This window comes from Cuspidothrix issatschenkoi CHARLIE-1, from assembly GCF_002934005.1.
Lineage (GTDB): Bacteria > Cyanobacteriota > Cyanobacteriia > Cyanobacteriales > Nostocaceae > Cuspidothrix > Cuspidothrix issatschenkoi.
The window spans coordinates 1-13,624 of the sequence record NZ_PGEM01000167.1 but is presented as its reverse complement, the minus strand read 5'-3'; the positions used below and the strand labels follow the sequence as shown (position 1 = coordinate 13,624).

The window sequence follows — 13,624 nt, the reverse complement described above, 5'->3', positions numbered from 1 at the left end:
AGTTGTACTACATTTAATTTGTATAATTCTAGCGGGTAAACTGGCGGGACTACAAGATTCATCTATTATATGAGAACGTAGGTAAAAGAAAGAGAAAAATTAACCACGAAGGAACTAAAAACACGAAGAAAAGAAGGTTTTCAAGAGTTTTTCCTCGGTCATGTTAGTTAAGGATTACAGTATTCACATAAACTTGGATCAGCAAATTGTTTACCATCGGGAAATAATTTTTGTTGCTGAAAACCGCATTTTTTACATTTATAAACTACTGCTAAAGTTAGTAAACTGGGGTGAGAACACATTTCACATGGTAAACCTGGTATTTTATTAGTGATAGTAAATCCTAATGTTGAACATTGGGGACATTGACTATTAATTTTTTGTACTAAATCTTGAGTAGCTAGGGCGATATTTTTCATCCGTGTGGGATTATAAAGCGCTCGCATATCTGTTTCTATATGTAATTTACCATTGGGTGAATTATTTAAGGCAAAATTCACAGCTTTTGCTAATTTTTGATTGGTATTAATACCTTTAATTATTTCTATTTCATCTCCATCATTTTTATCAAACCAAACAACTAAACCATGTTCAGGAAACCCGCTTTTGTTAGCAAATTCCTCCGCTTCTAATAAACTATTGATTACTTGATTATTAAAGTTAGTTTCTGTGGAAAATACTTCACCAAGAATTTCTAAATCAAGTTCTTGATCTAAAAAAACAATAATTTCTCGATTAGTATAAATAAAAGGGAAACTCGGATGAGGAGCAAAACTACCTTCACTAGCAATGGCAATAGTTTCTCCTGTCATTGCTAATGCTTTTTGGGCTTTTAATTTCGCCGTAGCAATTTGCGTATCTGGGCGTTTTATTTCTCTGGTAAAAGTTCCAAAGATATCACTATTAAAGTTTTCAGGAACTATGACATTAATTCCTAAACTTTCTTCTAGAATAGGTGCAATTACTTTTTCTTTATGGTGCATTGTTGCTATTACAGCCACACGATTATGAAATAATTGCTTTATCATTGTAGTTAATACCCCCTGACTATTAAATAAACTATAATAATCCTACTATTACAGCAGTTTTCATGTCTTTAACATTAATTGTCCGAATGCTTCGCTCCTACATTATTTACCTAATAGCCATCCTACGGTTATTTCCAGAATCTATTGTTTTGAGTGCAAAATTTTAGATTGCTAGTTTTAAAGTCATGTAAAATTAAATCAAGCTTGTGAAAACAGATACCATATTCTATCAACTTTTCCAAACCTTACCGAGTATCCTGTTTGAGTTACTTGGTAAACCTGCAACAGAAGCGGAAGCATATCAATTTACTTCTGTAGAAATTAAGGAACTAGCGTTTCGCTTTGATGGTTTATTTATCCCTAATTCTGAGATACCTGAACAACCTATTTATTTTGTAGAGGTTCAATTTCAGCCGAAAGCAGACTTTTATTGGCGGTTTTTTACGGAAATCTTTGTTTATCTCAATCAATATAAACCTAAGAATGACTTTCACGCAGTAGCGATTTTTGCTAAACGTAGTTTAGATCCCGGTGTACCAATGCAGTATCGGGGTTTGCTAATGAGTCAGCAAGTTACAATCATTTATTTAGATGAGTTGGAGGTAACAACCGATAATTCCATCGGACTGGGAATGGTACAGCTAGTAGTGGAAAAACAGGAAACTGCAATTGATCATACCAAGCAGTTGATCCAAAAATCTCGACAACAATTGGCAGATGTCAGCAAAAGACAAAAAGTTTTAGAATTGTTAGAGACGATCCTAGTTTACAAATTAAGTAATTTAACTCGTCAGGAGATTGAAGCAATGTTTACTCTAGATGAATTAAAGCAAACACGCTATTTTCAAGAAGTTGCGGAGGAAGCAAAAATAAAAGGTCTATTAGAAGGTAGGTTAGAAGGTAAGTTGGAAGGTAAGTTGGAAGGTAAGTTGGAAGGTAAGTTAGAAGGTAGGTTAGAAGGTAAGTTGGAAGGTAAGTTGGAAACAGTACCTCTATTATTACAGTTAGGTTTAACTGTGGAACAAATAGCCGCAAATTTAGATGTGGATATTGAAGCAGTAAGAAAGGTTGCACAAAAGTCTGTTGATGAAACTCCCTCAGAGTAGTTATAGCTGTAGACAGAGTAGTTAGGACATCAGTTAATCATGCAACTCTTAGGTAAATGTTTTAAAAGTTCAATTTGGGAATTTCATACCTCAATTCAGCAATGCCCGCTTTTTCAAATAAAAATTTTTAGATCGCTCCGTTCCACTACGCTCTCAAGGGTAAAGAAAAGAAGGGCAAAGAGCAAAAGCGCAAGAGTGCAAAGGGCTATTAAGTCCCCCCGACCGCGCAGACAACACGAAAACCAAAAGGGTAGTAGTGGTTGTCGCGGCTGTAGTAGCCGCGAGACACGGAACGGCAGAATTTAGGAAGGCTGAACCAAGAACCGCCCCGCAGCACCTTAGCATTGTCGCTTTGACTTGTCCAATCACTACCATCTTTAGGCGCGTTTGCATAATTATCATGCCAATCATCTTGACACCATTCCCAGACATTCCCGTGCATATCGTACAAACCAAAAGCATTAGGAGGAAAACTACCTACATCAGTTGTTTGTTGAAGATATTTACCTTTTGGCTCAGAAGCATAGATATAAGTTCCATTATAATTAGCTAAGTCAGTTGTAATCGTTTCCCCAAAATGAAAGGGTGTAGTCGTCCCCCCACGACAAGCATATTCCCATTCTGCTTCGCTGGGTAGACGATATTCCCGTCCTGTCTTTTGACTCAACTTTTGACAAAACTCCACAGCATTATTCCAAGACACTTTCTCTACAGGACGTTTTGCTCCTTTTTTGGTGAAATGAGAAGGATTCTTACCCATGATTTGTTGGTACTGTTCTTGAGTCACAACAAATTTACCCATAGAAAAAGCAGGTACATTTACCTGATGTTGTGGACTTTCACTTTCACTCCGACCTTTTTCTGATGCTGGTGAACCCATCATAAAAGAACCACCAGGGATTTCTACCATTTCCAGGGTGATACCATTACCCAAATCTTCTTTAAAATATGCAGCTTGAAGATTCTCTAGATTAACTATTTCTCCTATTTTGTTAACTGTTTTAGTTGTAAATGTAAATGTTAATAATTCAAGTACTTCAGTTTCTACCTGAAAAATTTGACTAAATACAACAGTAGTAATTAAACCTGTTCCTCCTAAACCAGCATAAGTTAAAAATTGTCTGCGTTTTATAGGAGGTGGGTTCGACCCTGAACCAGATGGTTTTCTATTTTCCTCCTGAATTTTTTGATATTCAGCTTCTTTTTTAGCAATAATTGGCTGTTCTATTTGCAATATTTCCTGTTCACTGAGTTGCAAAGAGTTTTGTAGTTTTTTGAACCTATTTCTACTTGCTTGACGAAGGGGATATTCTTTCTCAATTTCTGCTGAAAATTGCCGTTGATACCGCTCTAAATTTTGCTGATGTTGTTGACGAATTCTTTCAGCCTCTTGTTCTTTTCTGATTCTCTCTTCTTCTTCGCGTTTTTTATATTCTGCTTCTTTCTGAATAAAAATTGGTTGTCTTATTCCTGATACTTCCTCTTCACCGAGTTGCAGAGATTTTTGTAAATTAGATAAATTATCAATACTTTTTTGATTCAGGGGAAACTGTTGTTCGACTTCTTTTAAAACAGCTTGTCGGTATTCGTCTTTTTTGCGATTATTTTCTTTAATCTTTTCAGCAAGTTCAAGTATCTGTGTCGGTGACATAGTATCCTCACCTCTAGATGAACCAGGAGATTCAGAATTAACAACCAGCGGAGGAATTGTTTCCCGTGTTGGAGTATGTGTTTTAATTGCAATTCTTTCAAGAGCCGATATTGCATCTAAATCAGCACGAGACACACCCAAAACCCTAATCCATATTTGTTTTGCCAACTCAAAATTTCCAGCATTTTCAGACAAAGATGCCTGTAATTTTAATGATTGAACATCTCTCATTGTAGCAGATTGCTCTAACAAAATATAATACATTTTATATGGCGGTTCTGCCTTGAGATAAGGATTTTGAATTGGTTTTTGATATTTAGTATTTAATTGTGGAACGGAAGAATTGAGATATCTATCTAATCGTTCCACTGTGGCACAGTTAGCTTCACCATGTAATCTTAAACCTGTTAATAGTGTGTGTGTAAATGAACCATGTTGTAATTCGGCAATTTCCCAAGATTTCTGGTTAGCAGCACAGGAATAAAAAGTAATCACTCCTTGATAGTTATTTTCACCTATTCCCAAACCGCTACGACTCCCTTCTTCTCGACAAGCATCTAATAACAAAACTACATTATCAGCACGACTACGACGCAATCTTTCAGTGATGTATTCAACGGAAATAGCTGTATGTTCAATATCACCAGGATCACTATCTGCAAGCATTAAATAATCTTTGTCAGCATGACGCATACCATGGCCAGCGAAAAAAAACCATAAATTATCCTCTGGTTTTAATAGAGGTTGTTCAAATTGTGCTTGCAAAAATCGCCGCACTCGTCCGTAAATTGGTTGAGTGGGAATTGGTGTATTAGCGGGAATAGGTGGAGAGTCCTCTGTAAATAAAAACACCTGATCAAATCGCGCTTCTTCCCGAAACCAAGCGGCCATTGCTTCTGCGTCCCGTTTAGCAAAGTTTAGGGGTTGCAGGTTATCATATTGATTAATACCGATACTAATTGCCCAATTTTTACCCATTTTAATCTATGGTTGTCGCTTGAATTTAAAAGTCAGACTACCTTTACCGCCTACTTTTCCCCCTGTTCCGAATAAACTCAGTTGTCCTTCTCCATTGACTTCTACAGAAACTTCCACTTCGTCTAGGCGGATTTTAGAGTCATCGGTATCAGCTTCATCTAAACATTCTCGCATAGCTTGTATAAATCCCCTCATTTCCTGCTTGAGTTTTGTTACCTCAACTTTACGCCTAGTAATTACTACTTTGTCTTTTTCTTTAGTAACTATTATTTGTTCTTCAGTAGTTTTACTTCCCAATAATCCACCTGTATCACCACTACTTCTAGCACCGCTAATAGTCGTCGTTGAGGTTTCTGCCACTTCTTCAGTAATAATCCATAAACTGTCTGGGGTAGGAAATTCTGCTGACATAAAATTTACTGCTTATTACCATCTACACGGAAGATAATACTATTTTCAAGGTAATACGTCAATATAAACCCGACCCAGTTACAATTTCCTTTACCACATCTCCAGATCCCCGACTTCTGTTTTTAATCTTATTTATAAAAGATTAATTCATGCTAGAAGTTAGGGATCTTAAACCCAAAGAATAAAGCTATGATAAAATAACAAAAACCCTACCAAATAGATGTAAAAAATGGAGACAATGAAATTACTGGCACATATAGGTACTGATGGTATATTACAAATCCAAACCCATACAGAATTTAAAGATAAATCTGTGGAAGTATTGGTGGTTGTCCAACCATTAGATAATACAGAAACTACCACAATTAAACATAACGCTTGGGGAAAAGCCACTACTAAAAAATCAATTCAAGACGCAATTAATAGGATTAAACAACTAAGAAAAGAAGTAGGTTTAGATAAAAACCTAATCCGTGAAATGATTGAAGAAGGACGAAGATTTTAATGCAGTTTGTTTTAGATTGTTCCGTAGCAATTAGCTGGTGTTTAGTAGACGAAAATAATGATTATGCTAATTATATATTAGCAATGATGGTAGATTCTGAAGCATTTGTACCGGGAATTTGGTCGCTAGAAATTGCTAATACTCTTATTGTAGCAGAACGACGTAACCGGATGACAAAAGAACAATCCGAAGAAGCTATTAATTTATTACAGTCCCTATTAATTCAAGTTGATATGGCTACAGATACAATGCTTTAGATGCAACCTTGAAATTAGCAAGAAGAGAAGGTTTGGCCGCTTATGATGCAGCTTATTTAGAATTAGCATTGCGCTTACAATTGCCATTAGCAACTCTTGATAAGCAGTTGGCAGAAGCAGCGAATCGCTGTGGTGTTAGTCTGATTCTTGATAAAGAATAAATCTGTTATAAAACGGTAAAAAATAGAAATAAATTATTATCCCACCTCAAAACCTGTAAATTACCGCAGAAAAAGAAACTATAAAAAAATAACCCATTGTTACCTATAGCAACAACGGGTATTAATTAAAATTGATTAATTATCGAGAAGCAAGTTGTGGATCTGCCCAAATTTTGCCTTTTTCACCAAAAGTTACCGCCTGATCTCCTTCCCCAGTCACATCAGCCGTTTTACCATCATTAGCCACCTGGATCAAAGGCCAATTTTCTTCACCTAATTCACCAGAACGGAATAGGACATTTTTAGGTTGTTTTTTACTCCAACCCAATAAAATACCTATCTTCTCATGATCATCTTTTGATTCCGCTGGATGAACCACATTAATATTATTTTGCTGACGATCCCAAATAACAGCTTGATCTGTAGCATCTGCGGTGTTGAAAATAGCGACAAATTTACGTGCTAAAAAGCGATCGCCCTTTTCGGACCAACTCACAGGCACTAACACCCCAATTTTACCATCATCGTCAGTATCTACCGACACACGAGCCTGTTTCTTTAATAGGGGATCATTTATCACATTAGTTGATGCCATCACCCGTAACCGCTTAGTTTGTCTATCCTCCATAAACAAGACACTATTCACCCGGCTATTGTGCATTTCCGGTTTCACTTCCATTTGCACCCGGCTATAAATTGCGTATTTACCATCAGGAGAAACCACAGGGATACTTCTGTGATATCTGATACCACCGCCTTTTCCTCCTATCTTTTCCTGGGTAGCCATGATCCATTGCCAGGGTATGGGATGGGGACTACCTATGGGATCAGTTTGTGTCATTTCTGACTCATTTGGCTGTTCACTCACAGGTATTTCGGCGTTTCTTGGTGTCACAGTTGATGTTGCTAAATCCTGTGATTTAGAAACCCCATTTTGTCCAGCATTTACACTCCCGTCTTTTACATCTCTTAATTTTTCAATTAAATTCTTCTGATTAATAGATGTTTGCCCTTGATTTTGTGCTACATTCACTACTGATGATGTAGTTTTGCGAACCACATTATTAGAATTATCTACTTTTGCATCGGCAATAACTTCATTAGTTGGTAATGTTTGTATTCCTTCACCAATAGATATTTTTACTGCCGATTGTTTCGCAAAAGTAGAATGAAGAGACATCCCTACTAACGGTGAAATGACAATAAGAAGAGCAATGTATTTAATAAATGGTTGAACACGGAACCATCCTGACACCAAAAGGGATTTAAGCATGATGAGACTCTCTAGGGGCAGTTACTAAATGTGGGCAGTATTTATACAGTAATGGGCAAAGTTATGACTATATGTATATCAGCAAACCACAAGGTTTTACAAAATAACCTACGGAAATGTTAAATCGCTTTACAAAAGTTTGATTGTCACTATTTACTCCTTCTTAATCTTGATCTACTTTCCATCAGGAATTACTTCCAGTTAAGACTAAATTACATTCCTCAATACCTGCCTTAATCCCTTTTGACTGAGATAAAATCCATATGCAAATGAATTGAATACAGCTATCTTTATTTTTAGCAGAATTGAGTTGTGGCTTTGTAATCAAGATTTAAAGATGCAACAACAACAGTATTAACCTCAGCTAACCTTGAAAGTAAGTTTCACAAGGGATGATAAATGATGTTTTATCACCTGATTTTTACTTAGTTTGCAAAGACTACACTGTTAACTTAGTAACAAATTGTACTTGCTAAACACTTTTCAAGCATTGTCCTAACAACAGGACTTAGGCAAATGGCACATTGGTAGGGTGTGGTTCGACAAGCTCACCAACCGCGTCAGATATCAAGAATGTGGTTATTTACATGGTCTATGCTGTCTGACACGCGCTACAACAGATTTTTTTCCGTGACACTTGTGTAAGTCCTAAACAACTTGCTTTATTTGTGATGTAGCTATAGCAGTTTAGACTCTATGCTACTAAAAGCCATCTACTTCAATCTATTGGATGCACAATCAATAATAAACAGGAAAATTGAACTGAAGTAACAAAATTTACAAACTGCAATATATATTGGTAAGTGCTGCGATTAAGCAAAGATAGTTTATTTTCAACCTGGCAAATAATCGAAGAGTTTTGATTTATTAGGTAGGCAAATACCTAACTGTAAAACACAGCTAGACAAATAAAACCTATCAACAGTAGATGCGATTGGTGGTAGTTTAACCAATTACCCCAGAATTATAGCTGATCAACTTTATTTTTGCTCAACTAATAGTTAACACTATACCATCAAACTCTAAAAATTTATCTCCCCCAGGCAAAAACGCTAAACATAATTCTATTAAGATGGAAATTAAGTCAGTTGTCAGTGATGAGGAATATACTTACCACTGATACATGACTCACGACAGATAATTAATAATTAATAACTAATGAAAGTAGTATTTTTTGGCACTCCTGATTTTGCCGTTCCCACCTTACAAAAACTACTGGAAAACCCAGATTTTCATGTACTAGCAGTTATCACACAACCGGATAAACGCCGAGAGCGTGGCAATAAACTTACCCCTTCACCAGTTAAAGTTTTAGCTACAGAACATCATATCCCTATTTGGCAACCAGAGAGAATTAAAAAAGATGATGAAATCTTAACACAACTCAAGCAGATACAAGCAGATATCTTTGTCGTTGTTGCCTACGGACAAATTTTGTCTCAAAAAATACTAAATATGCCTAAACTGGGTTCTATTAATGTGCATGGTTCTATTTTACCCCAGTATCGAGGGGCAGCCCCAATTCAGTGGTGTGTATACAATGGAGAACAAGAAACCGGAATTACAACTATACTGATGGATAAGGGCATGGATACAGGAGATATGCTTTTAAAAGTAACTATACCCATTGAATTACTAGATAACGCTCAAATTTTAGGCGAAAAATTAGCTATTATTGGTGCAGATTTACTTATAGAAACTTTATACAAATTAGAACGCCGGGAAATCACACCTATTCCTCAAGATCATACCACTGCAACCTACGCCTCTTTAATTCAAAAGCCAGACTATATCCTAGATTGGACAAAAACCGCCATTCAATTACATAATCAAATTCGCGGCTTTTATCCCCACTGTACCGCCACCTTTCGCAACCAGCCAGTAAAAATTACTGCTACTGTTCCCCTTGAACCTGAGTATATTAACGCATTGCCAGATCAGTTAAAACAAAAAATAGACAAAATACCTGATTTATCAACCATATCAGGTCAACCCGGGGAAGTAGTGAATATCATCAAAGGTTTAGGTGCAATTATCCAAACAGGAGCAGGTTTATTACTACTGCGAGAAGTCCAACTAATAGGTAAACGTCCCCAGTCAGGATGGGATTTTGTTAATGGTACAAGATTAACACTGGGTGAGGTAGTTGGGAATGGTTGAAGCTTGTTCAGTTGTCAGTTAGAAAATTCTTTCGCTCCCCTGAACCTTAATTTGCATAGAACCGGCAAGTATTACAAGGGCCTGCTGGGTTAACTGCACAACGGATAATTTCGGAGTGAGCATTAAAATTGCAGGTAGCATCACCTATAACCCAACGTCCCTCAAATAAACTTTTTTCCTCCGGTCGGTTGGCTTTTTGTACGTAAATAGCAATATTATGTAAACTATAGCGTCCTGCTTTTAATTGATACCTGTGACGACGCTCTAAAACTGCGTAGGTTTTGCCGTCAACATCAAGATAGTTACCCGGTTGAGGTGTCCAATCAAGTTGTAATTTTCCCAGAGATTGACGTGGATGTGTCAAAATTACCTCAGTGGGTAACGAATTTAACTCCATGATAAGTTTATATTATCGGTTTTACTCGTAAACTATAGTATCGTAATATTTTAGCAATTTTTTACTAGACGGTTAAAAAAAAGCAGATATTTAGTGCATGACCACCAAACCCTTGTAGGGAAAATCCATGAATTGTCCCTACGATAATTTTTACCAGATGTCTAATAAAGTTCTACTTTCAAATTAGTACGTAGGTTAACATACAGCATACTGTAAGTAAATATGATAGGTGACCTGGAAAATATAACTATTAGTTTACATATCTTTACAAATCACCATATTGAGTGGAGAGTCATTTGGGTAAACACTAAATAGCCATGTTGCTGATTACAGCTAGATAACAGCGATTTTAGTAAATGAATTGTCCAAAGTGTCTATTACATTGTTTAAAGTTATGTAGCCTTTTGCTTACAAGCTATCAAGCCCTGGGGTAAACTATGCGTTGATTATGATTATTTCACTCCAGAAGAACACCCGAAAGGAGCAGTTTTTTCAATGTCTCATACCGTAAAAATCTACGACACCTGCATTGGCTGCACACAATGCGTTCGCGCTTGCCCCACCGACGTACTAGAAATGGTTCCTTGGGATGGCTGTAAGGCTGCTCAAGTGGCTTCTTCTCCTCGCACTGAAGACTGTGTAGGTTGTAAGCGGTGTGAAACTGCTTGCCCCACTGACTTTTTGAGCATTCGCGTTTATCTAGGCGCTGAAACAACTCGCAGCATGGGCTTGGCTTACTAAGAACTGCTAAATTCTTAATGTTTTCATAGCTGAGGAATGAGGACGGGAAAATTCTTCCCTCATTTCTCAGCATTTTTGTAAGAGGGAGCAGGGGAATATGTCTACTACTAACAACAGTCAACCGTCAACCCATTCCACCAACTATACTTAGAATTTAATCATCCTGAAACCGGAGTGGTTTAAGCAATGTGTGGAATAGTTGGATATATAGGTACTCAGGCAGCGACGGATATTTTACTGGCTGGATTAGAAAAATTAGAGTATAGAGGTTATGATTCGGCGGGAATTGCCACTATTTGGGAAGGCGATGTCCATTGTGTGCGAGCTAAGGGCAAATTGCTTAACTTGCGTTCTAAACTGGAAGAAATTGCCACTTCTGCTCAAATTGGTATTGGTCACACGCGCTGGGCAACTCATGGTAAACCTGAAGAATATAATGCCCATCCTCATTTAGATACGGCTTTGCGGGTGGCAGTGGTGCAAAATGGGATTATTGAGAATCATCGAGAGTTGCGAGAACATCTCAAAGCATTAGGACATGAATTTCGTTCGGAAACAGATACAGAAGTGATTCCTCACTTAATTGCTGAGTGTTTGAAACACACTCCTGAAAATCTCCTTTCTACTTCGATATTTTTAGATGCGGTGCGAGAAGCTGTGAGTAAGTTAGAAGGGGCTTATGCAGTGGCGGCTATTTCCGCAGACTTCCCCGATGAAATGATTGTAATTCGCCAACAAGCACCTTTAGTAATTGGTTTTGGGCAAGGTGAGTTTTTCTGTGCTTCTGATACGCCGGCAATTGTTGCCTATACTCGCGCTGTATTGCCCCTAGAAAATGGCGAAATTGCCCGTTTGACTCCTTTGGGGGTGGAGGTATATAACTTCGCTGGACATCGCTTAAAGAAGCATCCTCGGACTTTGAACTGGAATCCCATCATGGTGGAAAAACAGGGTTTCAAACATTTTATGCTCAAGGAAATCTATGAACAACCGGGAGTAGTCCGGGATTGTTTGGAGGCTTACTTTCCCACGGAACAGGGTAAAATGGTTAATAAATCACCGGTGAAATTGGATTTACCGGCGGATGTTTACGCAGATTTAGAACAAATTCAAATTGTGGCTTGTGGTACAAGTTGGCACGCGGCATTAGTCGGTAAATATTTATTAGAACAATTGGCAGGTATTCCCACACAAGTACAATATGCTTCCGAGTTTCGTTATGCACCAGCACCACTAACGCCCCATACTCTGACTATTGGGGTGACACAATCTGGGGAAACAGCGGATACTTTGGCAGCTTTGGGGATGGAAAAGGAACGGCGACAGGGTAAAGAGGCTAAGTATCAAGCGCGACTTTTGGGAATTACTAACCGCCCGGAAAGTAGTTTGGGAAATATGGTAGCAAATATTATCAATACTCATGGGGGAATTGAAATTGGTGTAGCGGCAACAAAAACTTTTGTGGCGCAATTGATGGCGTTTTATGCTTTGGCTTTAGATTTAGCTTATCATCGTCAGGCAATTAGTAATTCAAGAATTGAGGAAATCCTCACAGGTTTACGTCAATTACCAGGGGAAATTGAAACGATTTTAGAAACTCAAGAAAGATATATTGAACATTTGGTACACGACTTTACTGAAACAAAAGATTTTATCTTTATTGGTAGGGGAATTAATTTTCCTATTGCATTAGAAGGGGCTTTGAAATTAAAGGAAATTAGCTATATTCATGCGGAAGGTTATCCAGCAGGAGAAATGAAACATGGACCTATTGCTTTGTTAGATGCAAAAGTGCCGGTGGTAGCGATCGCTGTTCCTGGTAATGTATATGAAAAGGTAATTTCTAATGCCCAAGAAGCAAAAGCTAGAGATTCCCGTTTAATTGGTGTAACTTCTGTGCAAGATGGGGAAGCGGCGGAAATATTTAATGATTTAATTCCTGTTTCCGAAGTGGAGGAAATTCTTTCACCTATTCTCACAGTAATACCTTTGCAATTGTTAGCTTATCATATTGCAGCGCGGCGAGGCTTGGATGTTGATCAGCCGAGGAATTTGGCGAAGTCGGTAACGGTGGAATAGCTTCAGTAATTGCGTTTAAAAGCTGTTGTAGGAAGATAATTCGGTTCAACAATAAATAAAACGGTTGAACAATAACCTCTAATGTAGTACGGTGGTACTTGCGATAGCACCCAAACCAGCCCAGTACCAAAGGCTATCAGCTAATAGAGGTTATTTTTTATGCCTAGACGTAAGTATGAACTGGAGTTTAGACTAAAAACAGAGAGATAAGTTAAAACTACTGAGAAAAGAGAAGTTAAAAAGACTACCGACAATAGAGGATAAAGAATTGGGGAAAAAAAGCGGTCAGTGATGTAAAACTGACCGCAAAATGTTTAATGCTGATAAATGTAAAAGAGTTATCAGATTGACAATGCCATTAGAACAGCTAAGAGAATTTCGCACAAGTGTATACAATATTTTGGGCAAAGCCAAAGATGCCTTGTTTGACTTGATGGATGCAGCATTAATCACCCGGAGTATTTATGCCTTCGTAGAACTAGCATTATCCCACATTCCGCACTTCAAAAAGTAGCATAATTAAACTACATCAACAGTAAATCAAAACTTATGGTTTGAACAATTACGTATCAATAGCAAACAAAATTATGAACGCAAAAAGTTAAGCTTTTATGGGTGTTTAAAAGCTGTTTCAAAAACAATATTTAATTGAAGGTGTGTAATAAGTTATAAAAAAGATAACCGATAAAATCGTAAAACTATAGAGAATAGTTAAGTTGAAAAATAATATTTTTGACAAGCATTAGGTAAAAATTGCAAGATATGACAGTGTGACTCCGTTAAGTTCAGAACTCGTTGAAATCCTTGTATCATCAAAAGATGAATACCTTGGAAGCACTGAAATATCCATCTTAATGTGGGAGATTCTGTTGGTTTA

General features: G+C 37.4%; 13 protein-coding genes. 8 read left to right on the top strand and 5 right to left on the bottom strand.

Annotated elements, in window-relative coordinates:
- Window positions 1-167 precede the first annotated feature (167 nt).
- Window positions 168-1,028: a DUF6671 family protein gene (locus CUN59_RS18760; protein WP_104389266.1), complete on the bottom strand. Its 861-nt coding sequence runs from the start codon at window positions 1,026-1,028 to the stop codon at window positions 168-170.
- A gap of 206 nt (window positions 1,029-1,234) precedes the next feature.
- Here CUN59_RS18760 and CUN59_RS18755 point away from each other — a divergent pair, with 206 nt between their 5' ends.
- Window positions 1,235-2,134 carry an Rpn family recombination-promoting nuclease/putative transposase gene (locus tag CUN59_RS18755; RefSeq protein ID WP_104389265.1) on the top strand — a complete coding sequence of 300 codons (900 nt, stop codon included), beginning with the start codon at window positions 1,235-1,237 and terminating at the stop codon, window positions 2,132-2,134.
- A 208-nt stretch (window positions 2,135-2,342) separates the two neighbouring features.
- On the opposite strand, the gene CUN59_RS22195 is transcribed toward CUN59_RS18755, so the two are convergent.
- Together CUN59_RS22195 and CUN59_RS18745 are read right to left on the bottom strand one after the other, a co-directional pair.
- Window positions 2,343-4,763 (bottom strand): SUMF1/EgtB/PvdO family nonheme iron enzyme, encoded by a 2,421-nt coding sequence (locus CUN59_RS22195; protein ID WP_243406989.1) that lies wholly within the window; start codon window positions 4,761-4,763, stop codon window positions 2,343-2,345.
- Between the two features lie 6 nt (window positions 4,764-4,769).
- Complete coding sequence (locus CUN59_RS18745; RefSeq protein ID WP_104389264.1) at window positions 4,770-5,174, bottom strand: Pepco domain-containing protein; 405 nt, start codon at window positions 5,172-5,174, stop codon at window positions 4,770-4,772.
- 229 nt (window positions 5,175-5,403) lie between these two features.
- Between CUN59_RS18745 and CUN59_RS18740 the strand changes: the two genes are divergently transcribed.
- Genes CUN59_RS18740 through CUN59_RS22185 form a run of 3 tightly spaced genes read left to right on the top strand, consistent with a single transcriptional unit; the run spans window position 5,404 to window position 6,097 of the window.
- Window positions 5,404-5,679: a hypothetical protein gene (locus CUN59_RS18740; RefSeq protein ID WP_104389263.1), complete on the top strand. Its 276-nt coding sequence runs from the start codon at window positions 5,404-5,406 to the stop codon at window positions 5,677-5,679.
- On the top strand, window positions 5,679-5,936 hold the full coding sequence (locus CUN59_RS22190; RefSeq protein ID WP_243406988.1) for a type II toxin-antitoxin system VapC family toxin: 258 nt from the start codon (window positions 5,679-5,681) through the stop codon (window positions 5,934-5,936). The genes CUN59_RS18740 and CUN59_RS22190 overlap by 1 nt, the downstream gene beginning before the upstream one ends.
- Before the next feature lie 8 nt (window positions 5,937-5,944).
- Window positions 5,945-6,097, top strand: coding sequence for a type II toxin-antitoxin system VapC family toxin (locus tag CUN59_RS22185; RefSeq protein ID WP_243406987.1), 153 nt, complete (start codon window positions 5,945-5,947; stop codon window positions 6,095-6,097).
- Window positions 6,098-6,236: 139 nt separating this feature from the next.
- On the opposite strand, the gene CUN59_RS18730 is transcribed toward CUN59_RS22185, so the two are convergent.
- Window positions 6,237-7,370, bottom strand: a complete 1,134-nt coding sequence (locus tag CUN59_RS18730) for a hypothetical protein (RefSeq protein ID WP_104389262.1) — start codon at window positions 7,368-7,370, stop codon at window positions 6,237-6,239.
- A 1,158-nt stretch (window positions 7,371-8,528) separates the two neighbouring features.
- On the opposite strand from CUN59_RS18730, the gene fmt reads away from it, so the two are divergent.
- Window positions 8,529-9,530 carry a methionyl-tRNA formyltransferase gene (fmt, locus tag CUN59_RS18725; RefSeq protein WP_104389261.1) on the top strand — a complete coding sequence of 334 codons (1,002 nt, stop codon included), beginning with the start codon at window positions 8,529-8,531 and terminating at the stop codon, window positions 9,528-9,530.
- A 46-nt stretch (window positions 9,531-9,576) separates the two neighbouring features.
- Here fmt and CUN59_RS18720 read toward each other — a convergent pair whose 3' ends face one another.
- Entirely contained in the window at window positions 9,577-9,927 is a 351-nt protein-coding gene (locus tag CUN59_RS18720) for a DUF6464 family protein (RefSeq protein WP_104389260.1), read from the bottom strand.
- 495 nt (window positions 9,928-10,422) lie between these two features.
- On the opposite strand from CUN59_RS18720, the gene psaC reads away from it, so the two are divergent.
- The 3 genes from psaC (at window position 10,423) to CUN59_RS21565 (ending at window position 13,261) form a co-directional block, all read left to right on the top strand.
- On the top strand, window positions 10,423-10,668 hold the full coding sequence (gene psaC / locus CUN59_RS18715; protein WP_010997613.1) for a photosystem I iron-sulfur center protein PsaC: 246 nt from the start codon (window positions 10,423-10,425) through the stop codon (window positions 10,666-10,668).
- 186 nt (window positions 10,669-10,854) lie between these two features.
- Window positions 10,855-12,747: a glutamine--fructose-6-phosphate transaminase (isomerizing) gene (glmS, locus tag CUN59_RS18710; protein WP_104389259.1), complete on the top strand. Its 1,893-nt coding sequence runs from the start codon at window positions 10,855-10,857 to the stop codon at window positions 12,745-12,747.
- 352 nt (window positions 12,748-13,099) lie between these two features.
- Window positions 13,100-13,261 (top strand): hypothetical protein, encoded by a 162-nt coding sequence (locus CUN59_RS21565; RefSeq protein WP_165790231.1) that lies wholly within the window; start codon window positions 13,100-13,102, stop codon window positions 13,259-13,261.
- Window positions 13,262-13,624: the final 363 nt, after the last annotated feature.